The sequence below is a fragment of the Stenotrophomonas sp. YJH_SMC_135 genome (assembly GCF_059372355.1).
This window is the reverse complement of sequence record NZ_JCAFVN010000005.1, coordinates 174,677-195,713: the sequence shown is the minus strand read 5'-3', so window position 1 is coordinate 195,713 and position 21,037 is coordinate 174,677. Positions and strand designations below refer to the sequence as shown.

General features: G+C 66.2%; 15 protein-coding genes. 4 read left to right on the top strand and 11 right to left on the bottom strand.

Annotated features, from left to right (window positions below; translation table 11 throughout):
- Positions 1 to 25 precede the first annotated feature (25 nt).
- The 7 genes from AC5P98_RS17445 to AC5P98_RS17415 form a co-directional block, all read right to left on the bottom strand.
- The gene (locus tag AC5P98_RS17445) at positions 26 to 1,447 is read right to left on the bottom strand and encodes an ABC transporter ATP-binding protein (protein WP_014645845.1); all 1,422 of its coding nucleotides are present in this window, start codon (positions 1,445 to 1,447) and stop codon (positions 26 to 28) included.
- Positions 1,437 to 2,297 (bottom strand): ABC transporter permease, encoded by an 861-nt coding sequence (locus tag AC5P98_RS17440; RefSeq protein WP_099475629.1) that lies wholly within the window; start codon positions 2,295 to 2,297, stop codon positions 1,437 to 1,439. The genes AC5P98_RS17445 and AC5P98_RS17440 overlap by 11 nt, the downstream gene beginning before the upstream one ends.
- The gene (locus tag AC5P98_RS17435; protein WP_032957893.1) at positions 2,294 to 3,466 is read right to left on the bottom strand and encodes a cystathionine gamma-synthase; all 1,173 of its coding nucleotides are present in this window, start codon (positions 3,464 to 3,466) and stop codon (positions 2,294 to 2,296) included. Before AC5P98_RS17435 ends, AC5P98_RS17440 begins: the two co-directional genes overlap by 4 nt.
- A gap of 123 nt (positions 3,467 to 3,589) precedes the next feature.
- Entirely contained in the window at positions 3,590 to 4,960 is a 1,371-nt protein-coding gene (locus AC5P98_RS17430; RefSeq protein ID WP_014645842.1) for a pyridoxal-phosphate dependent enzyme, read from the bottom strand.
- A gap of 301 nt (positions 4,961 to 5,261) precedes the next feature.
- Positions 5,262 to 5,498, bottom strand: coding sequence for an HP1242/YdcH family protein (locus tag AC5P98_RS17425; protein WP_005407964.1), 237 nt, complete (start codon positions 5,496 to 5,498; stop codon positions 5,262 to 5,264).
- A 324-nt stretch (positions 5,499 to 5,822) separates the two neighbouring features.
- The gene (locus tag AC5P98_RS17420; protein WP_080281838.1) at positions 5,823 to 6,707 is read right to left on the bottom strand and encodes an OmpA family protein; all 885 of its coding nucleotides are present in this window, start codon (positions 6,705 to 6,707) and stop codon (positions 5,823 to 5,825) included.
- Positions 6,704 to 7,069: a DUF4398 domain-containing protein gene (locus tag AC5P98_RS17415; protein WP_005415160.1), complete on the bottom strand. Its 366-nt coding sequence runs from the start codon at positions 7,067 to 7,069 to the stop codon at positions 6,704 to 6,706. The genes AC5P98_RS17420 and AC5P98_RS17415 overlap by 4 nt, the downstream gene beginning before the upstream one ends.
- Positions 7,070 to 7,190: 121 nt before the next feature.
- Between AC5P98_RS17415 and AC5P98_RS17410 the strand changes: the two genes are divergently transcribed.
- The 3 genes from AC5P98_RS17410 (at position 7,191) to AC5P98_RS17400 (ending at position 11,174) form a co-directional block, all read left to right on the top strand.
- Complete coding sequence (locus tag AC5P98_RS17410; RefSeq protein ID WP_014645840.1) at positions 7,191 to 8,318, top strand: PilT/PilU family type 4a pilus ATPase; 1,128 nt, start codon at positions 7,191 to 7,193, stop codon at positions 8,316 to 8,318.
- Between the two features lie 131 nt (positions 8,319 to 8,449).
- On the top strand, positions 8,450 to 9,733 hold the full coding sequence (locus tag AC5P98_RS17405; protein WP_049406238.1) for a putative DNA modification/repair radical SAM protein: 1,284 nt from the start codon (positions 8,450 to 8,452) through the stop codon (positions 9,731 to 9,733).
- The gene (locus tag AC5P98_RS17400; protein WP_495230128.1) at positions 9,714 to 11,174 is read left to right on the top strand and encodes a UdgX family uracil-DNA binding protein; all 1,461 of its coding nucleotides are present in this window, start codon (positions 9,714 to 9,716) and stop codon (positions 11,172 to 11,174) included. Before AC5P98_RS17405 ends, AC5P98_RS17400 begins: the two co-directional genes overlap by 20 nt.
- A 44-nt stretch (positions 11,175 to 11,218) precedes the next feature.
- Here AC5P98_RS17400 and maiA read toward each other — a convergent pair whose 3' ends face one another.
- Complete coding sequence (gene maiA, locus AC5P98_RS17395; RefSeq protein ID WP_049406234.1) at positions 11,219 to 11,902, bottom strand: maleylacetoacetate isomerase; 684 nt, start codon at positions 11,900 to 11,902, stop codon at positions 11,219 to 11,221.
- A 14-nt stretch (positions 11,903 to 11,916) separates the two neighbouring features.
- Positions 11,917 to 12,906, bottom strand: coding sequence for a fumarylacetoacetate hydrolase family protein (locus tag AC5P98_RS17390; RefSeq protein ID WP_495230127.1), 990 nt, complete (start codon positions 12,904 to 12,906; stop codon positions 11,917 to 11,919).
- An 858-nt stretch (positions 12,907 to 13,764) separates the two neighbouring features.
- On the opposite strand from AC5P98_RS17390, the gene AC5P98_RS17385 reads away from it, so the two are divergent.
- Positions 13,765 to 15,186: a DEAD/DEAH box helicase gene (locus AC5P98_RS17385; RefSeq protein WP_014035874.1), complete on the top strand. Its 1,422-nt coding sequence runs from the start codon at positions 13,765 to 13,767 to the stop codon at positions 15,184 to 15,186.
- A gap of 393 nt (positions 15,187 to 15,579) precedes the next feature.
- On the opposite strand, the gene AC5P98_RS17380 is transcribed toward AC5P98_RS17385, so the two are convergent.
- Together AC5P98_RS17380 and AC5P98_RS17375 are read right to left on the bottom strand one after the other, a co-directional pair.
- Positions 15,580 to 18,174 (bottom strand): M14 family zinc carboxypeptidase, encoded by a 2,595-nt coding sequence (locus AC5P98_RS17380; RefSeq protein ID WP_049405087.1) that lies wholly within the window; start codon positions 18,172 to 18,174, stop codon positions 15,580 to 15,582.
- A 74-nt stretch (positions 18,175 to 18,248) separates the two neighbouring features.
- Positions 18,249 to 20,888 carry a TonB-dependent receptor gene (locus AC5P98_RS17375; protein WP_495230126.1) on the bottom strand — a complete coding sequence of 880 codons (2,640 nt, stop codon included), beginning with the start codon at positions 20,886 to 20,888 and terminating at the stop codon, positions 18,249 to 18,251.
- Between the last annotated feature and the right edge of the window lie 149 nt (positions 20,889 to 21,037).

Genomic DNA, 21,037 nt, shown 5'->3' with positions numbered 1-21,037 from the left:
AATACATGATTGCTGCTGAAGCCGGTCACCCGGATACCAGATCTTGTTGCTCGACTACAAGGCGCACGCGCTGCATGGGTGCGCCGAACAATCCAAGGCAGATGCCACGTGCATGAACATGGAAGGCAAGCGCGTCATGCAGCCAATGGTGCTGGACATGGTGATGCTGATTGCCGTCTGCGATGGCTGCACTCATGGTGTAGTCACCCTCGCGCAGGACAGGCATCCGGAAATCAAAGGAAGCCACCAGTACCTGCCCCGCTTGAGCGCCGGGAGGGGGATCGATGGAGGCGACATACGTGTTGTCCGCGAACAGGGTCTGCCCCAGGCGGTCGTACACCTCAAAACCGATGATGGGCGAGCTCAACACCTGGTTCACACGGCAGCGGATCTGCAGCCGGACCGGCTCTCCACCCACCACCCAGGACAGCGGGTTGCCATCCACGTCAACAAAGGCAGCGAACTCGACCTGCGCCCCGCCTTGTCCGAACCCCTTGTTTGCATTGAACTCAAAGACCCGGATTTCCTGCCGATGCTCACTGGCGTTGATCAGATCCTGGCGGAAATCACGGGGCGCCATGCCTGCGTGGTCCGGTTCGATGGCGGTCGCACCAGCAGCTGCCGGTTGCGCGTCACTTTCGGGAGCGTCAACGGCCACCGCAGCAGGACCAGCAGCGGCCATCTCCACCGCGTAGAGATCTTCCAGATACTTGGCGGTGACTTCCTTGGGGGCGCCATCTGCAACGATCTTCCCGTGCGACAACCAGACCACTCGGTCGCAGAGATTGATGACGGCGGCGGTGTCATGGGATACAAAGACCACCGTGCCGTTCTGCATGAAGGAACGGAGGAATCGCATGCACTTCTGCACGAAGAACGCGTCGCCGACACTCAGTGCCTCGTCGATGACCAGAATGTCAGCTTCCACGTGCGCGATCACGGCGAAGGCCAGCCGCACGAACATGCCGCTGGAGTATGTCTTCACCGGCTGGTCGATGAACTCGCCGATATCGGCGAATTCGACAATGGAGTCGTACTTGCTGCGCAGCTGCTCGTCCGAAAGTCCCAGCAGGGCACCGTTGAAGAACACGTTCTCGCGGCCGGTGAAATCAGGATTGAAGCCCGCCCCAAGCTCCAGCAGTGCCGCAACCCTTCCGTCGACCAGGATCTGGCCTTCCGATGGCGCCAGCGTACCGCTCAGCAGCTGCAGCAGCGTGGACTTGCCCGACCCGTTGCGTCCGATGATGCCGACCGTTTCACCCTTGCGAATCTCGAATGAAACATCCTTCAGCGCACTGAACTGGCGGCCATAGGATTTGCCTCGGCTTCCCACGACACGCGCAGCGCGCGAAAAAAGGGCGTCCTTCAACCGGTCCTGGGGCGAGCCGTAGACCTGATAGTGCTTGGAAACGCCGTCGATCTTGAGAACGACCGGATCAGATGACATCGGCAAATCCATCTCTAGATTTCTGGAAGAAAGCGTAACCAGCCATGGCCATGAGCAGGCCCACCAGCAGGCCGATCCCGAAGTACGCAGGAGACGGGATGTCACCGAACATCAATACCTTGCGTGCCGCCTCCAGGACACCCGTCAGGGGATTGGCCTGGATCAGGGGACGATAGCGTTCAGGAATCGAATCAAGCGCGTAGAACACGGGAGAAAGGAACAGCAGCAGCGTCGCAAGCGTGCCGGTAATCTGTGCCACGTCTCGGAAGTAGACGCCGATCGCGGCAAGGAACCAGGAAACGCCAAGGCAACCGAGCAACAGCGGCAGCATCACCACGGGGAACAGGATCACGGTCCAGGGCAGCGCAACGCCCATGCACAACTGGGCAATGGTCAGCACGATCCAACTGACGAACGCATGGAAAACCGCCGAACCGAGCGTCACCCACGCGTAGACTTCCAGCGGAAACACAACCTTCTTCACGTAGTTGGCATTGCTCGTGATCAATGCCGGGGAGCGATTGATGCATTCGGCTACCACGCCGTGCACGATCAGTCCGGAAAAGAGGATCAAGGCAAAGCCACCGCTGGTATCAAAGTCCTTCCACTTTGCCTTGAACACGATGGAGAACACGAACGTGTACAGGACCAGCATGATCAATGGCGTGATGAACGACCAGGCCAGGCCGGCGAAGGAACCGCGATAGCGGCCCACGATCTCACGCTGGATCAGACGGAAGATGAGTTGACGGTGCTCCAAGGGCGAACGCAGGAAGCCCGCCAATGGCCGCCGCCGGGCAGTTGCATAGGGCGTCAGCCCGGAAGATCTCTTTTCCAAGCGACTGCTCACGCCAGCGCCCTCTCCAGATCCACCTGCAGATCCCCCAGCTCCTCCACGCCCACGCTCAGCCGCACGAGCGCATCGCTGATGCCCAGCTGTTCGCGGCGCGCGACCGGAATCGAGGCATGGGTCATCACCGCCGGATGGTTGACCAGGCTTTCAACACCGCCCAGCGACTCGGCCAGGGTGAACAGTTCGGTCTTCTCGCAGAAGCGCTTGGCCGCCTCGAACCCGCCCTTGAGCACGATCGAGACGATGCCGCCGTAGCCGGCCATCTGCTTGCCGGCCAGTTCATGCTGCGGGTGCGAGGCCAGGCCCGGGTAGATCACCTTCTCCACCGCCGGGTGCTTTTCCAGCCATTGGGCCAGCGCCAGCGCGTTGGCGCAGTGTGCCTTCATGCGCAGCGGCAGGGTCTTCAGGCCGCGCAGGGCCAGGAAGCTGTCGAAGGGGCCCTGCACGCCCCCCACCGAGTTCTGCAGGAAGGCCATCTGCTCGGCCAGTTCGGCGTTGTCGCCGACCACGACCATGCCACCGACCATGTCCGAGTGGCCATTGAGATACTTGGTGGCCGAATGCAGGACCAGGTCCGCACCCAGTTCCAGCGGACGCTGCAGCATCGGCGAGGCGAAGGTGTTGTCGACCACTACGATCAGGCCATGGCGCTTGGCGATGGCGGCGACCGCGGCGATGTCGACGATCTTCAGCATCGGGTTGGTCGGGGTCTCGATCCAGACCATCTTCGTCTTCGACGTGATGGAGGCTTCGAATGCCGCCAGATCGGTCAGGTCGACGAAGCTGAAGTCCAGCCCGGCGGTGCGGCGACGCACGCGCTCGAACAGGCGGAAGCTGCCGCCGTAGATGTCGTCCATCGCCACCACGTGGCTGCCAGCGTCGAGCAGCTCGATCACGGTCGAGCTGGCCGCCATGCCCGAAGCGAAGGCAAAGCCGCGGGTACCGCCTTCCAGCGAGGCCACGCAGCGCTCATAGGCGAACCGGGTCGGGTTGTGGGTACGCGAGTACTCGAAGCCCTGATGCTCGCCCGGGCTGGACTGGGCATAGGTCGAAGTGGCGTAGATCGGCGGCATCACCGCGCCGGTGCTGGGGTCGGGCGACTGGCCGCCGTGGATGGCCAGCGTGGCCAGGGCCAGCGCGCGGTCCGGGGAAGAAGCGTTGGACATGTTGTTTCCTGATTGGCGCCGATGACCGGCGCCGTCGAAGGAGCGGGAGTCTATCAGCGCGGCCTTAACGAGCTTTGACGCGGATAAACCGGGATTCAGCAGCGATCTGCGGCGATAAACGCCTTACTGAACGCGCCGACGCAGGTAATTCAGCAGGTCGATGCGGGTGATCAGGCCGAGGAAGGCGTCGCCGTCCATCACGATCGCCACCTGGCCGCGGTCGAACACCGGCAGCAGGGCCTCGATCGGCGACTTCACGTCCAGCCGGTCCAGCTTGCTGACCATCGCGGTGGCCACGGTGTCGCGGAAGCGCGCCTCGTCGCCATAGACATGCAGCAGCACGTCGCTTTCGTCGACGATGCCGACCAGCTTCTCGCCGTCCATCACCGGCAGCTGCGAGACGTCGTACAGCTTCATGCGCTGGTAGGCGGTGGTCAGCAGGTCGTTCGGGCCGATCACCACGGTGTCGCGCTGGCCGTACGGGCGCAGGATCAGGTCGCGCAGGTCGCCGTGCTGCGGGCGCTGCAGGAAGCCGTTGTCCAGCATCCAGTAGTCGTTGTACATCTTCGACAGGTACTTGTTGCCGGTATCGCAGACCAGCACCAGCACCCTCTTCGGCGTGGTCTGCTCCTTGCAGTACTTCAGCGCCGCCGCCAGCAGGGTGCCGGTGGACGAACCGCCCAGGATGCCTTCCTTGCCCAGCAGCTCGCGCGCGGTGTGGAAGCTCTCGGCATCGCTGATCGCATAAGCCTTCTTGACGCGGCTGAAGTCGGAGATCGAGGGCAGGAAGTCCTCGCCGATGCCTTCCACCAGCCAGCTGCCCGACTTGTCGTTGAGCACGCCGTCGTTGATGTATTCGGCCAGGATCGAGCCGACCGGATCGGCCAGCACCAGCTCGGTCTTCGGCGACAGCTTGGCGAACGCGCGCGACAGGCCGGTCATGGTGCCGGAGCTGCCGCAGCCGAACACGATGGCGTCGAGGTCACCGCCCATCTGCTCGAGGATTTCCGGGCCGGTGCCGAACTCATGCGCGGCCGGGTTGTCCGGGTTGCCGAACTGGTTGATGAAGTAGGCGCCCGGGGTCTGCTCGGCGATGGTCTTGGCCAGGTCCTGGTAGTACTCCGGATGGCCCTTGGCGACGTCTGAACGGGTCAGGCGCACTTCAGCGCCCATCGCCTTCAGGTTGAAGATTTTCTCGCGGCTCATCTTGTCGGGAACGACGAGGATCAGCTTGTAGCCCTTCTGCTGTGCCACCAGCGCCAGGCCCAGGCCGGTGTTGCCGGCGGTACCTTCAACCAGGGTCGCCCCCGGCTTCAGGTCACCACGCTGCTCCGCCGCCTCGATCATCGACAGGCCGATGCGATCCTTGATCGATCCGCCCGGGTTGGCGCTCTCCAGCTTCAGGTAGAGCTCGCAGACGCCGGTGTCCAGGCGCTGGGCCTTGACGATCGGGGTCTGGCCGATGAGTTCGAGGACGGAAGAATGGATGGGCATTCGGAGGACTTTCGGTTCGCGCCACGCAGGGCCGGACCGATGATTATCCGACGGATGGCGCTGAATGTCAGGTCGGTGCAGGCATGCCGCCCGCCTGCCCCATGAAGGGATGCGGGCGGCCCCGGATCGACGAGGAGACCGGTACCGCCCGCATCGGTGAGTTGTGCCTGCTGGCCAAGGCACCACCGCCTGTGATGCCTTGGCGCGGCCGCCTCATCGGCGGTGCCGCGATGCCGGGGCGGGGTCGCCCGGCGGGGCCATCGATGGCCGGGTCACGCCGTTCCGGGCGCGACGGGGTGCGTCAAAGCGTGGGGGACGTCGTTGGGAGCGGTGTTTCGTACATTCGCAGAAGGCGTTGCTTGGCCAGCAGCTTCTCACGCTTCATGCGACCCAGGGTGACATCATCGATCGGGAGTACACCCAACTCCGCGTCCATGCACTTCTTGTTCAATTTGCGGTGCTGGTCATGGAGTGCCCTGAACTCCGGATCACGCGCGCGACGGGCGTCGATCTCGCTCTGGGGCTGATCTTCAAACATGATGGACCTCCTTCGACAGATACACGAACGCCCCGGCCACAAGGCACGGGGCGTTGTTCATGGAGGAGCGCCGGCCGATGGCCACCTGGACGCCTGCAACGACCTGCGGCACTGGCCTGCGCACGTCGATCTGCTGCGGTTCGCGCCCTGCTTGCATCGGCCCGGCCCTCCCATCGTCCGGTCCGCGGCATTGCGTCCCGGACGATTGACCCTACGCCTGCTCAGGGCGGGGTACAAGACCCCTGCGTCAAAAAGACCGAACCCCGCCGGGGCGGGGTTCAGGCTGAATGCTCATTGCAACGAAAAACAAACAATATCAATGCATTACGGGGCGATGATGACCTCGGCCGAACGGGCCCGGGTGGAGGCTGCCTTCTTGCCGCTGACCTGGATCCGGTTGCTGGCGACACCAGCCGCGACCAGGGCGTCGCGCAGCGCTTCGGCCCGCTTCTGACCCACGCCGTTGGCATTGTCGTAGGCCTCGATGCGCAGGCGGCCCTTCTTGCCGATGTTCAGGTACTCGGCCAGCGCCTTGGCCTGGTTGCGGGCCCCACCGGACAGGCTGGAGGCACCTGCAGCGAACGCGTCGCCATTGAAGGTGAAGACTTCGCCTCGCCCGTCGAACTTCGAACCCGGCAGTTTCTGCCCGGAGACCAGCTCGGCCTCCTCACGGGCCAGCTTGGCGGCGTTCTGCTGGGCAGCGCTGAGCCGCTGCTGCTGCTTGCCGGCCACGCTGGTCAGGGCGTTTTCGGCGTCCTGGCGGGCCAGGGTTTCGGCCTCGGCGGCCTGGCGCAGGCGTTCGGCCTCCTCGGCCTGCATCTGCGCCTGCATGCGCAGCTGCTCGGCTTCCTGGCGGGCGCGGGCAGCGTCGCGGCGGCTGGCCTCGATCAGCAGGTCGCTGCGGGTGCGCTCCAGGCGGTCGACCTCGCGCGCGGCCATCGCCGTGCGCACGGCCGTCTCGGCAATCTCCACCCGGCGCTCGGCCAGGTAGGTGGCCAGCTCCTGGTCACGGCGCTTGGCCTTGTCCAGGGTCGCGATGGCCTGCTGGGCCTGCATGCGCTCGAAGGCGCCCAGCTCAGCGGTATCCGGGTTGGCCTGGATGGCCATCAGGCGCTGGCTCAGCTGCGCCACCATCGGGTTGTCGGCGGCCACGGCCAGGGTCGGCAGCGCCAGCAGCGCGGCCAGGGTTGCGGCGGTCATCGGCTTCACCGGCGGTCCTCCCCGGTCGACAGCTGGCGTTGCAGCTGGTTGACCTCGTTGCGGCGCAGCTGCAGCTGCGCGGTGACGGTGGCTTCCTCGCTGCGGACGCGTGCCAGGTCGGCATCGGCGGCGGCGCGCAGGGCCATCGCCGGGGCGTTCTTCCGTTCGCGGCGGTCGCCGGCGGCGCGCTGGGCCTGCTCCAGCCCCTGCCGGGCCAGACCGATCAGGTCCGGGGCGTACTGGTCGGCGTCGGCCTGGGTGGCCTTGTCGACCGCCTGCCGGGCCTGCGCCAGTTCCAGGGCGGCGTCCTGCGCCCAGGCGGGGGCAGACAGTGCGAATGCAAACGCCATCACATACAGGCCATGGCGCATTCGTGCGAAGCTAAGTCGTTTCATTGGGGAGGCCGTACCGGTTGTCGGTTCACGGCCATTGTCGTCAAGCCGACACCGTGCTGGCAACGGGCGTCGGCCGTTTCGTTGGGGAAAATTCGCAATGGATATCGGCTACTTCCTGAAGCTGATGACCGAAAAGAACGCTTCGGACATGTTTCTGACCACCGGGGCACCGGTCTACATCAAGATCGAGGGGAAGCTCTATCCGCTGGGCAACACCGGCCTGCCGCCGGGCATGGTCAAGAAAATCGCCTACTCGCTGATGGACGAAGGCCAGGTGCCGCAGTTCGAGCGCGAGCTGGAGCTCAACATGGCCATCGCCCTGCCCGATGCCGGGCGCTTCCGCGTCAACGTGTTCAAGCAGCGGGGCGAGGTCGGGATGGTCATCCGCGCCATCCGCAGCCGTATCCCGAGCATCGAGGAGCTGAACCTGCCGCAGGTGCTGAAGGACGTCATCATGACCCCGCGCGGGCTGGTGCTGGTGGTGGGGTCCACCGGTTCCGGCAAGTCCACCTCGCTGGCGTCGATGATCGACCACCGCAACAGCACCACCACCGGTCACATCCTCACCATCGAGGATCCGATCGAGTACCTGCACAAGCACAAGATGTCGATCGTCAACCAGCGCGAGGTCGGCCTGGACACCCACGCCTTCCACAACGCGCTGAAGAACGCGATGCGTGAAGCGCCGGACGTGATCCTGATCGGCGAAATCCTGGATGCGGAAACGATGGAGGCGGCGATCGCCTTCGCCGAGACCGGGCACCTGTGCCTGGCCACCCTGCACTCCAACAACGCCGACCAGACCATCGAGCGCATCCTCAACTTCTTCCCGGAAAGCGCGCACAAGAACGTGCTGATGAACCTGGCGCTGAACCTGCGTGCGGTGATCAGCCAGCGCCTGGTGAAGAACAAGGAGGGCCGTCGCCTGCCGGCCACCGAGGTGCTGATCAATACGCCGATGATCCGCGACCTGTTGCGTCGCGGCCAGGTGCACGAGATCAAGGCGGCGATGGAAGGCTCGCTGGAAGAAGGCATGGAGAGCTTCGACCAGTGCCTGTTCCGGCTGGCCAAGGCGGGCATCATCGAGCAGGAGGAAGCGCTGCGCGCGGCCGACTCGCGCGATGGCCTGGCCCTGAAGTTCCGTTTGTCCGAAGGCAGCAGCGGCGAGCACGACCCGTACGCCGATTTCTCGGCCGGCGCACCCAGCATCACCCACGGCTTCTGACCCCACGAAAAAGGGGACGGAGGGGATTAAGTCGTTTGTGCATTTGCGACTTAATCCCCTCCGTCCCCTTTTTTCTGAAGCGTTCATGGGCGGTCTCATCCAATGAGACCCCTCATCCGTAGGTTTCCTCAATGGAAACCATCCGCAAGCTGGCCATTCTGGCCGACGCCGCCAAATACGACGCGTCCTGCGCCTCCAGCGGCTCGGGCAAGCGCGATTCGCGCGCCAGTGGCGGTATCGGCAGTACCGAGGGCATGGGCATCTGCCACAGCTACACGCCCGATGGCCGCTGCGTTTCGTTGCTGAAGATCCTGCTGACCAACTTCTGCATTTACGACTGCGCCTATTGCGTGAACCGGGTCTCCAGCAACGTGGCCCGCGCGCGTTTCAGCGTGGACGAGGTGGTCACGCTCACCCTGGACTTCTACAAGCGCAACTACATCGAGGGCCTGTTCCTGTCCAGCGGCATCATCCGCAATGCGGACTACACCATGGAGCAGATGGTGGAAGTGGCCCGGCAGCTGCGCGAAGAACACCGCTACGCCGGCTACATCCACCTCAAGACCATTCCCGAGGCCTCGCCGGAACTGCTGGCCAGTGCCGGGCGCTATGCGGACCGCCTGTCCATCAACGTGGAACTGCCGACCGAAGCCGGCCTGAGCGCCTTGGCACCGGAGAAGACGGTGCACTCGATCCGTGGCGCGATGGGCGAACTGCGCTGGCGCATCGAGGAAGCCAAGGAGGCTCGCAAGTCCCCCGCAGCGGTGGCGCCGACGGCCAGTCGCAGTGTTCGCCCGCGCCCTCCGCGTTTCGCACCGGCCGGGCAGAGCACCCAGATGATCGTCGGCGCGGACGGGGCAAACGACCAGCAGATCCTGGCCAGCGCCGACAGCCTGTACGGCAACTACCGCATGCGCCGGGTCTACTACTCCGCGTTCAGCCCGATTCCGGACGCCAGCCGGCAGCTGCCACTGCAGCCGCCACCGCTGCAGCGCGAACATCGCCTCTACCAGGCTGACTGGCTGCTGCGCTTCTACGGTTACGGTGTGGAGGAGATTACCGACACCACCCAGGACGGCATGCTCGACCTGGATATCGACCCCAAGATGGCCTGGGCGATCCGCCATCCCGAGCGCTTTCCGGTCGATCTGAACCGGGCACCGAAGGAAATGCTGCTGCGCGTGCCCGGCCTTGGCGTGCGCAACGTCAAGCGCGTGCTGATGGCACGCCGCCACGGGCGGCTGCGCGTGGCCGACATCGCGCGCCTGAAGGCACCGATGAGCAAGCTGCTGCCGTTCGTGCTGCTGGCCGACCATCACCCGCGCAAAGCACTGGATGATCCGGCGGCGCTGCGCGCGCAGCTGGCCCCGCCGCCGCGCCAGGGTTCGCTTTTCGATGCCCCGTCTGCGTCCTGACGCGCAGCGGTGGTCGCTGCGGGTGGATCCGCCGTGGTCGCTGCAGGCCTGGCGCGATGCTGCGCGCGAAGCGTTGCTGCGCGGCGTTGCCCCGCCGCAGCTGGACTGGCTGGAAGGGAGTGACACGTCGCTGCTGGATGCGCCGGCCGTGCAGCAGGCGCCGATGCTTGCCGATGCCGGTGCACCCAACGTTCCACGTGACTTCCTGGAGCTGGCGGCCACCTGCCTGTGCCATCGCGATCCCCAGCGCCTGGCCTTGCTGTATCGCCTGCTGTGGCGCATCGCCCATGGCGAGCGATCAGCGCTGGGCAACCCCGCCGACGCCGATGTCCTGCGCGCGACAGCCCTCGCCCAGGCCGTCCGCCGTGACACGCACAAGATGAAGGCATTCGTGCGCTTCCGCGAGGTACCTGGCCAGCCTGATGCGTTCATCGCCTGGTTCGAGCCGCAGCACCACATCGTCGACCGGGTCGCGCCGTTCTTCGCGCGCCGCTTCACCGGCATGCGCTGGGCGATCCTGACCCCTTCGCGCAGCGTCGCCTGGGATGGGCAGGCGCTTGCCTTCGGCCCCGGTGCACGGCGCGAAGATGCCCCGGCCGAGGATGCACGCGAGTCGCTGTGGCAGACCTACTACGCCAGCATCTTCAATCCGGCGCGGCTCAACACACGGATGATGATGCAGGAGATGCCGGCAAAGTACTGGCGCCACCTGCCTGAAGCACAGTTGCTGCCACGCCTGGTGCGCGACGCGGCCGACCGCGTGCAGGAAATGCATGACCGGCCGGCACAGGCACCGCAACGCAGGATTCCCCCGCGTGCGAACGCTGCGACGCCGGCAGCCGATGCCAGCAGCCTGGACAATCTGCGCGGACAGGCCAGTGCCTGCCGCCAGTGCCCGCTATGGGAGCAGGCCACGCAGACCGTGTTCGGGCAGGGGCCTGCCGATGCGCGGGTGATGGTGATCGGCGAGCAGCCCGGTGATACCGAGGATCTGCGCGGGCAGCCGTTCGCAGGACCTGCCGGCCAGGTGCTGGACCGCGCACTGGCGGAACTGGGAATCGATCGCGCCCAGCTGTACCTCACCAACGCGGTGAAGCACTTCCACCATGAGCGGCGCGGCAAGGTGCGGCTGCACAAGCGGCCGGAAAGCCGCCACATCCAGGCCTGCCGCCCCTGGCTGATGGGTGAGATCGCACGCGTGCGGCCCCAGGTGATCGTATGCCTCGGCGCGACAGCCGCAGCCTCGGTATTCGGTCGTGGTTTCGACCTCGCACGCGACCGCGGACGCTGGCACACCCTCGAGGACGGCACGCGCGGCTACGCCACGGTGCACCCGGCATGGGTGTTGCGGCAGGCCGACGATGCGCGCCGCGAGGAAGCCTACCGGGTGTTCCGCGATGACCTGGCCCGTTTGCGGCAGAAAGGGGACGGAGGGGATTAAGTCGTAAGTGCATATACGACTTAATCCCCTCCGTCCCCTTTTTTTCAGGCGGCGTCGGGCTGGTTTTCCGGGCGTGCGCGGTCGAAGGCATCCACTGCCTGGCAGGCCGCTTCGATGCGGCGCAGGGTCGGGTACGGTGCCAGGTCCAGGCCGAAGCGGTGGGCGTTGTACAGCTGCGGCAGCAGGCAGATATCGGCCAGGCCGGGACGGTCACCATGGCAGAAGGCGCCGGTGTCACGACTGTTGACCAGCAGGGCTTCCATCGCCGCGAAGCCCTCGGCGATCCAGTGCAGGGTCCACTGCGTGCGCGCATCGGCCGGCACCTGCAGATCGCGCTCCAGGTACTGCATCACCCGCAGGTTGTTGATCGGGTGGATGTCGCAGGCCACCAGCTGGGCCAGCGCCCGCACCCGCGCGCGGCCGGCGGCGTCGGCCGGCAGCAGCGGTACCTGCGGAAAGCGCTCGTCCAGGTATTCGAGGATCGCCAGCGACTGGGTCAGCACATGCCCCTCATGCAGCAGGGTTGGCACCTGCTGCTGCGGGTTGAGCGCCCGATAGGCATCCCGGTGCTGCTCGCCACCGTCGCGCACCAGATGCACCGGCCGGGCCTCCCAGGCCAGGCCCTTCAGCTCCAGGCCGATGCGCACGCGGTAGGCGGCGCTGGATCGCCAGTAGGTGTACAGCACGATGCCGTCGTCGACCGGGCCGTCGTCAACCAGGATCTCCATGGCCGCCTCCATGCTCAGGGCCTGGCCGCCTGTTCGATGCGCTGCTCGATCGCACCGAAGATGCTGTTGCCGGCGGCATCGAGCATCTCGATGCGGACCACGTCGCCGAAGGACATGAACGGCGTGCTCGGCTTGCCATCGCGCAGGGTTTCGACCACGCGCTGCTCGGCGAAGCACGACGCACCCTTGCTGGTGTCCTCGTTGGCGATGGTGCCCGAGCCGACGATGGTGCCGGCGACCAGCGGACGGGTCTTGGCCGCATGCGAAACCAGCTGGGCGAAATTGAACTGCATGTCCACGCCCGCTTCCGGCGCACCGAACCACTGGCCGTTGATGTGGGTCAGCAGCGGCAGGTGCACCTTGCTGTCCTGCCACGCGGCACCCAGCTCGTCAGGGGTGACGAACACCGGCGACAGCGCCGAGCGCGGCTTGGACTGCAGGAAGCCGAAACCCTTGGCCAGCTCGCCCGGGATCAGGTTGCGCAGCGAGACATCGTTGACCAGGCCGACCAACTGGATATGACCGGCTGCCTGTTCCGGGGTCGCCGCCATCGGCACGTCGTCGGTGATCACCACGATCTCCGCTTCCAGGTCGATGCCGTGGTCCTCGCTGACCACCTTGACCGCATCGCGCGGGCCGTAGAAGCCGGCGCTGGTGGCCTGGTACATCAGTGGATCGGTGTAGAAGCTCTCCGGCACCTCGGCGCCACGGGCACGGCGCACGCGCTCGACGTGCGGCAGGTAGGCGCTGCCATCGACGAACTCATAGGCGCGCGGCATCGGCGCGGCCAGTGCCTGCGGGTCGAGGTCGAACACGCCATCGGCATCGCCAGCGTTGAGCGATGCGTACAGGGCGTTCAGGCGCGGGGCGATGTGGCTCCAGTCCTCCAGGGCCTGCTGCAGGGTGGCGGCAATGCCGGTGGCGCGCACGCCGTGGCGCAGGTCACGCGAGACGACGATCAGGGTGCCGTCGCGGCCGCCTTCCTTCAAAGAACCAAGCTTCATGGGTGGGTGTCCGGAGTCGTGGGCAAACAAGTTTCAAGTGTAATCAAATCTGCGGCGACGCCAAGCTGCAGCGCGGCATCGGCCCACCCTACCGTAGTGGGGGGTTCGGCAGGGCTTGCTGCCCTGCACCTGCTCAATGCAACAGCAACGGCAACGTCAAAAGCGGCTCTGGCTTTCTACTGGTTGGGCGGGGCGGTGTGGGTGGGCAGGACACGCCGTAAACCCGTCCATGGGGGCTCGATGGCGCCATCCATGGCGCCAACGGTCCTGCCCACCCACACCGCCCCACCCCCGACAGGTTCCCAATGACTGATCGAACATCCACATCATTCATCGTCGAGATCCGTCGGACACCGAAATTGATCGAATGAGATTCGACAGATCGCGGAAAACTGTCGAAGGCGGGGTGGGTCCGGTGACAGGGGCGTGAGCCGCATGGATGCGGCGACCGAGCTTACATGGACGTACTTGCAGCGCCCCCTGCCACCGGACCCACCCCGCCTCCCACAGGAACCCGGCCTTTGACGTTGCTTCAGCCTCTGCGGGTGCAGGGCGCAGCCCTGCAGAGAGAACCCCTACCTGAACAGGCCTTTTTGCGCGAAGTCTCGAACATCGTTTAGACTTGCAGGGTCTGCAGCGGCCGTCCGTTTCCCTCCGGGATCGCCGGCGACCAGGGTCCGCCCTCTTCGCCCGCCCCCACTCCGACGCCGTTCGTCACGCATTCCAGCCTGCGCTTCGTGCCGGCTGCACCCAATTCTCGCAGCGCGGTTCACGGGAACGCTCCGAGTCAGCCGATCAGTTTGATCTGCCCCCGTCTGTCCGCTCGGACAGGCGTTTCTTGTACTTGGAGCAAACTCAATGTCTTTTGAATCGCTGGGCCTGGCGCCCTTCCTGCTGCGCGCGCTCGCCGAGCAGGGCTACGAAAACCCGACCCCGATCCAGCAGCAGGCGATCCCGCTGGCGCTGGCCGGTCGCGACCTGCTGGCCGGCGCACAGACCGGCACCGGCAAGACCGCCGCGTTCGGCCTGCCGCTGCTCCAGCACCTGGGCACCGCCTCGCAGGAGGTACGTGCCGGCCCGCGCAAGCCGCGCGCGCTGATCCTTGCCCCGACCCGCGAGCTGGCCACCCAGGTGCATGACAGCCTGCGTGGCTACAGCAAGTACCTGCGCATCCCCAGCGCCTGCATCTACGGCGGCGTCGGCATGGGCAACCAGCTGGACATCCTGCGCCGTGGCGTGGACCTGCTGGTGGCCTGCCCGGGCCGCCTGATCGACCACCTTGAGCGTCGCAGCGTCGACCTGTCCGGCATTGAAGTGCTGATCCTGGACGAAGCCGACCGCATGCTCGACATGGGCTTCCTGCCGTCGATCAAGCGCATCCTGGCCAAGCTGCCGAAGCAGAACCGCCAGACCCTGCTGTTCTCGGCCACCTTCGAGGACAACATCCGCCAGCTGGCGCTGGAGTTCATGCGCAACCCGGAACAGATCCAGGTAACGCCGAAGAACACCGTGGCCGAAACCATCACCCACCGCGTGCATCCGGTCGACGCCGGCCGCAAGCGCGACCTGCTGCTGCACCTGCTGGCGCAGGACAGCCGCGAGCAGACCCTGGTGTTCGCCCGCACCAAGCATGGCAGCGACAAGCTGGCCACGTTCCTGGAAAAGTCGGGCATCAAGACCGCGGCGATCCACGGCAACAAGAGCCAGGGCCAGCGCCTGCGTGCGCTGGGTGACTTCAAGGCCGGCCGCGTGACCGTGCTGGTGGCCACCGACATCGCCGCGCGCGGCATCGACATCAACGAGCTGCCGAAGGTGATCAACTTCGACCTGCCGATGGTGGCCGAGGACTACGTGCACCGCATCGGCCGCACCGGCCGCAACGGCGCGACCGGTCAGGCGATTTCGCTGGTGGCGCAGGATGAAGTGAAGCTGCTGCGCGCGATCGTGCGCCTGCTGGGCCGCGACATGGACATCCGCGATGTGCCGGGCTTCGAGCTGCAGACGCCGATCCGCTGGGGCAACAGTGCGCCGGGCAAGGCCGAGCACGATACCGGTGAGCGCGCACCGCGCAAGAGCCACGCGCGCCGTCCGCACGGCGATGCGCCGCGCCATGCGCATGCTGGCCCGAAGAAGGCCGGTGGTGGCCGCCGCGAGGGCGGTGGCAATGGCCAGCAGCGTGCCGGTGCGGGCGCGGGTCAGGGCCAGCGTCGTGGCGGTGGCGGCAATGGTGGCGGCCGTGGCCGCGGCCAGGGTGGCAACGGCGGCGGTCGCGCCGGCTGATCCCAGCTGACAGGGAGTGTGCTTCCCGCTGCGCGGGGGCTTCTTACCGAGGGACGGCGCTGACGCGCCGTCCTTTTTTTGTTGCTGGCTACCGTGAGTAGAAGCTGGCGGTGTGTTGCGCTGAGGGCGGATGGGCATGGGGCCCGAGGCATGCCTCGGGCGGGTTGGGCAGGACGCCCAACCCCGGTCTAGCCGTGTGCGCAGGACAGCGCACACGAGCAAGGCGCATCGAGCCCCCATGGGTGAGGGCGCTTTGCCTGCGAAGCACGGCTTCGCAAGCGACCGAACGCCCAGCCGCCAGCGGCTGGGCCGGCCCGCGGAGCGGGGTTTACGGCGTGTCCTGGCTGAGGCCCCCTGCCTCCCAAGCACAACAGAAACTCGGCGCCAAACACCTCAACCCCGCGCTTTCGCCGGATTCACCAGATTCCCGAAGAAGATCGCGTTGATCAGCAGCCGGTCCGTGCCATGCCAGTACTTGCGATGCGCCGGATCATCGGCGAACAGCACCACGTTACCCTGCCCCTGCGCCGACACCAGCAGCCACGCGCTGCCCGCCACCCGCGTGCGGTTGCGCTCGGACAAGTAACCGTTCACCCGCGGCGGCGCGTCGATGCGTACCACCGTCGAGAACGGGTTCGCACTCGGCTGCAGCGTCACCGTGTTTTCCTTGTTGATCGCCAGTTGCCGGCGCGGCACGCCGAACGCCAACGGATGGCTGGTATCCACGTCGGCACTGAGGATGTTGCCGCTGACCCGCTCGATCGCGGCGATGTCGCGCTGGTCGCCGAACGCACGGCGGCTCTCGTCGGCAGTCTCTTCTTCCTTTCCGAGCTTCTCACCGTCGGCCAGCTTCTGTTCGATCGCCCACTTCGAGGCGCTGCCGTAGGTCACCAGTGAACCTCCGGCCTGCACCCAGCGCTTCAGTGCGGCCACCGCCGTGGCATCGATGCCGGTGTAGGTGCCGCCGGACAGCACGATCGTGGTGTAGCGGTCCAGCGGCACCTTGCCCAGCTGCTGCGGGTCCAGCTTGCTGGCAGGCAGGTGCAGCTGCTGGTCGAGCAGGAACCACGCCGAACCGATCTCGGTGGCGGCCACGCCCTCGCCCATCACCAGCGCGACCGTGGGCTTGCGCAGCGCCTTGACGCCGTCACTGCCGAGGTCGATGCCTTCGCGGCTGCGGCCGCTGGGCAATGCGTGCACCTGCACACCCGCCTCGCGCGCGGCCGACGTCACTGCCTCAAGCAGCGCTGCGCCCTGCAGCGATTGCCCGGCCACCGGAATCACCAGGCTGCCGGCGGCGAAGCTGACCTCGCCCTGCGCGGTCGCGGTGGTGAACGGCTGGAATGCCGCACGTGCGCTCACGCCCTTGCCCTGCAGTGCGGCCAGCGCGCGCCCGGCGTTGTAGTCGCGCCAGTCGATCGCGTAGGCGAATCCGGCCTGGCTGCCCAGCACCGCGCCCTGCGCAGCCGGCAGCGCGGTCACGCGTGCACCGCCTTCGATACGGCTGCGGCTACCGGCGAAGGCCACGCCGTAGGCCGGTGCGATTGCATAGCTGGTGCTGCCGTAGAACACATCACCCTTGATCGGCGGCGTCTCGGCAAAGATCGAATGCACCAGGCGGAACTGCGCCTGTTGGACCGGCACAACGTAGGCGCTGCCGGCATCGAAGCGCTGGCCATCGACAGTGACGGCACGATCCAGCGCGCGCACCTCGACGCGATGCAGCAGCAACAGTTCCAGCAGGCGACGGGTCAGGGCCGGGTCATGCGCATCACCGAACACGAAGCTCTTCACCGGCTGCTGTGCGGCCTGCTTCAGCGCGCTCTGGAAGAACTGCTTCTGCAGGTCGAACAGGCCGCTGCGCTCGGTCACTGCGCCACGCACCGTGCCCAGCCCGGTGGCGACCTGGTTGCGGATGGTGAACGGGAACGTCAGCAGGCCATTCACCGATTCCTGCACGCGGCCGCGCGAGCTGGCCTGTTCGACGGTCACGCCGACGGCACCATGGAAGTCCGGGTAGGTCGAGCCGTATACCGGCGAGAAGTTGTCGAAGTTCTCGCCGGTGTAGTACAGCGAGCCCAGCGCATCCAGCGCCTGCGCGTGGTACCTGGCCAGGGTCTTGTTGAATTCGTACGACGCCGCGGGAATCAGCGGACTGTGCATGCTCTTCGGCGAGGGCTCGAAGTAGTAGGTGCTGTCCTTGCCCATTTCGTGGAAGTCGATCTGCACGTTCGGGTACCACTGGTGGAACACCTCCACCTTCGGCCGCGAGTCCTGCTGGGTCAGGGCCAGCCAGTCGCGGTTGAGATCGGTGAAGTAGTGGTTGGTGCGCCCTTGCGGGAACGGTTCGACGTGCTCCTTGTCGACCGGGTCGGCCGAGGCCGGATCGGAGGCCCACGCGTTGTGCCAGTTGGCGGCACGATCGCGACCGTCCGGATTCTGCGCCGGGTCGAACAGCACCACCGCCTGCTGCAGCCACTGCTGGGTTTCGGCGCTGCGGTTGGCCACCAGGTAGTAAGCCGTCAGCATCGCCGCCTCGGCACTGGAGGTCTCGTTGCCATGCACGCTGTATCCCAGCCACACCACCACCGGGCTGTCGCCCGCCGCACTGCGCGGCTGCGCCGGATCGGCCAGGGTCGCGTGCTGCTGGCGGATCTGTTCCAACCGCGCGTGGTTGCCTGCGGCAGTGACAGTGGCGATCAACAGCGGGCGGCCCTCATAGCTGCGGCCGATCTCGCGCACGCTGATCCTGTCCGAGCGCCGGGCCAGTTCCTGGAAGTACGCCACCAGCTGGTCGTGCCGGGTGTAACGGCTGCCGATCGGATAGCCGAGGAACTGCTCCGGCGTGGGCACGGCGGTATCGAACGCCGCTGCATCGGCAGCCTGCGGAAAGAAGTAGGTGCTCTGTGCCTGTACCGGCTGCGGCTGGAACAGTGCGGTGGCGGCGGCAAGCAGCAACGGAAGAACGGCACGACGATGCAAGGACACAGTGACTCCCCTGGAATACAACGGCAGGCGGTCGCGCGACCGGTCCCTTGGGGAGACCGGTCGCAGCGGGTGGATCAGAAGCGGTAGTCGAAGCCCAGCGTGAAGTAGCGGCCGCGCAGGTCGTACTGGCTGAAGTCGTACGGCGCGCGGATGCCCGGGAACGAGGCATCGTACGGCGGCGTCTTGTCGGCCAGGTTCTGCACCTTGGCGTACACCGTCAGCTTGTCGATGCCGGTGTAGGCCAGGTACAGGTCGTACTGGCTGTAGCTGCCGACGCGCTGCTGCACGGCCTTGGCGGCGGTGCTGGCCTCCTGGCGGTAGCTGCTGGTGTAGTACCAGGTCACCGCGGCGTTGAAGTCGCCGTATTTCCAGTCCAGGGTGGTGGTGGCCTTGTCCTTGGGCAGGGTCGCGCCGAGGTTGCTGCCGGCGTAGTCGACCAGCGGGCCACCGACCACGGTCGGGCGACGGTAGTCGCGCACGTGGGTGTAGGCGGAGGACACGGTGAAGTCGCCGAGCGCAGCGGTCGGGATGCGCTGGCGCAGCTCGACGTCGATGCCCGAGGTCTTCAGCTCGCTCAGGTTCTGGTAGCGGTTGTAGACGGCCTGCAGCTTGCCGCGCTCGTCGCGCTGCACGGCGCCGGCCACGTTGTCGTTGACCAGGGTCTGGGTGTTGTTGGTGCCGACCAGGTTGTCCAGCTGGATGCGGTAGTAGTCCACGCTGAGGTTGGTGTTGGCCCATGGCGACAGCACCACGCCGAAGTTCACGCTCTTGGTGCGCTCGGGCTTCAGTGCGTTGTTGCCAACGGTGAAGAAGGTCGGATTCTGGCGCGAGCCCGGCACGTCCGGATCACGCGGGTCGGCCATGCTGCCGTAGGCGATGCTGGTGCTGTTGGAGTTCTCCGACAGCGACGGTGCACGGAAGCCCTTCGACGCCGAGGCACGCACCAGCAGGAAATCGAGCGGCTGCCAGCGCAGGCCGATCTTCGGCGAGAACGCATCGCCGAAATCATCGTAGTGATCGGCACGCGCGGCGGCGGACAGTTCCAGGGTCGAGGCCAGCGGCACGTTCACTTCGGCGTAGGCGGCACTGACCTGGCGCTGGCCATGTACTTCGGCGATGGCCGGGCGCACCTGCAGGCCGGCATCGATCTGCCACGGGTTGTTGGAATCGAGCTTCTCGCGGCGCCACTCGGCACCGGCGGCGAAGCCGATCTCGCCAGCCCAGGTGTGGCCCAGGCTGCCGGAAATCTTGGCGTCGACGCCCTGCAGCTTGGACTCGGCCGGACGCAGCGTGGCGATGTTGATCGAATCACGTACCGACTGCGGCGTGGCCGCCGGATTCAGCAGGTTGTAGCTGCCGGTGGCCAGCGCATCGGCCAGCGCCCAGCGATTGGCGAAGCCGCCGGACACGCTCTCACGCTCGCTGCTGCGTGCGCCGAATGCAGCCACTTCCCAGTCCCAGTTCGCAGTGGTGCCACGCAGGCCGAACACGCCGCGATAGGCGGTGGAACGGTTGGTCTTGATCGTGCCGCCGAGGTCGAAGAAGGTGTATTCGATCGGGATCGCACGGCCGTACGGGTTGTACGGATTGTTGGCCGGCAGCAGCGACGACACCGGTTCGGCCAGGCCACTGTTTGCGTTCAATGCGAAGCGGCCGCTCTCCAGGGTGAAGAACGGGCTGCTGCCGAACCATGCGGCACTCTTGATCTGGCTGTACAGCACTTCGCCGAAGGCTTCGACGTTGTCGTTCAGGCGGAAGGTACCGTTGGCATAGGCCTGGTAGCGCTTGGTCGAGGGGATCAGCGTGGTGAACGGGGCCTGGTTGAAGCCGCAGGTGTCGCCGGCCAGGCCGTCGATCGGCGCGCTGGCGACGCGGGTGGTACCGACCGGGCAGTTGCCGTTGGCGTCGAGCATCGGCACCGACACGCCGTTGACCAGGTAGCGCGCGCCCTTGGCCGACCAGCCGTTCCAGCGGCCACCGGGCTTGTCGGTGTAGATGCCGCTCTTGGTCAGGTTGCGTTCGTCCTGGTCCAGGCGCTCGCGGTTGTAGCCCTGCAGGCTGAAGAGGATGTTGTAGCCGTCGGTGTCCAGATCACCGAGGCCACCGACGAACTTCAGGTTCTGCTCGTGCAGGCCGCCCTGGTCGGCACCGCCGAAGCTGCCGCCGATCTCGGCGCCTTCGAAGTTTTGCCGGGTGATGATGTTGACCACGCCGGCCACGGCGTCGGAACCGTACACCGCCGAGGCGCCGTCCTTGAGCACTTCGATGCGCTCGACCGCGACCAGCGGCAGCGCGTTGAGATCGACGAAGGTGTCAGACAGGCCACCGGCCGGGAAACCATAGTTGGCCAGGCGGCGGCCGTTGAGCAGCACCAGCGTGTTCTTCTGCGACAGGCCGCGCAGGCCGATGCCGGCCGAGCCGGAGGCCCAGCCGTTGTTGGTGGTTTCGTTGCTCGCGTTGCCGGTGTTGGCCGAGATCGAACGCAGCACATCTGCCACGGTAGCCTTGCCGGTCTGTTCCAGCTGCTGGCGGCCGATCACCTGCACCGGGTTGGAGGCCTCGGTATCGGTGCGCTTGATGTTGGAACCGGTGACACGCACGGCGGCCAGGGTGCTGGCTTCGCCACTGGCGTCGGCGGAGGTTTCGGCGGCGGCAGACAAAGGCGCGGCCAGAGCGACGGCCAGGGCCGCCACGAGCAGGGAGTGCTTGGGCATGACGATGTGGGGGAGGTGGTAAGGGCGATGAAGTTCCGCAGTAGTCCATGCCTGGCCCGGGTCCGGCCAATAACATCTCTTCATACGGATATAAGAGAAACTATCATCTCTTCATCCGGATGGAAAGAGTTACTTCACGAGAGCCCGGC

Coding starts and splice junctions, on each gene's coding strand:
- AC5P98_RS17425 (WP_005407964.1), bottom strand. CDS start 5,498: ATGTTTGAAGATCAGCCCCAGAGCGAGATCGACGCCCGTCGCGCGCGT.
- AC5P98_RS17415 (WP_005415160.1), bottom strand. CDS start 7,069: ATGCGCCATGGCCTGTATGTGATGGCGTTTGCATTCGCACTGTCTGCC.
- AC5P98_RS17410 (WP_014645840.1), top strand. CDS start 7,191: ATGGATATCGGCTACTTCCTGAAGCTGATGACCGAAAAGAACGCTTCG.
- AC5P98_RS17400 (WP_495230128.1), top strand. CDS start 9,714: ATGCCCCGTCTGCGTCCTGACGCGCAGCGGTGGTCGCTGCGGGTGGAT.
- AC5P98_RS17435 (WP_032957893.1), bottom strand. CDS start 3,466: ATGTCCAACGCTTCTTCCCCGGACCGCGCGCTGGCCCTGGCCACGCTG.
- AC5P98_RS17430 (WP_014645842.1), bottom strand. CDS start 4,960: ATGCCCATCCATTCTTCCGTCCTCGAACTCATCGGCCAGACCCCGATC.
- AC5P98_RS17405 (WP_049406238.1), top strand. CDS start 8,450: ATGGAAACCATCCGCAAGCTGGCCATTCTGGCCGACGCCGCCAAATAC.
- maiA (WP_049406234.1), bottom strand. CDS start 11,902: ATGGAGATCCTGGTTGACGACGGCCCGGTCGACGACGGCATCGTGCTG.
- AC5P98_RS17375 (WP_495230126.1), bottom strand. CDS start 20,888: ATGCCCAAGCACTCCCTGCTCGTGGCGGCCCTGGCCGTCGCTCTGGCC.
- AC5P98_RS17385 (WP_014035874.1), top strand. CDS start 13,765: ATGTCTTTTGAATCGCTGGGCCTGGCGCCCTTCCTGCTGCGCGCGCTC.
- AC5P98_RS17390 (WP_495230127.1), bottom strand. CDS start 12,906: ATGAAGCTTGGTTCTTTGAAGGAAGGCGGCCGCGACGGCACCCTGATC.
- AC5P98_RS17445 (WP_014645845.1), bottom strand. CDS start 1,447: ATGTCATCTGATCCGGTCGTTCTCAAGATCGACGGCGTTTCCAAGCAC.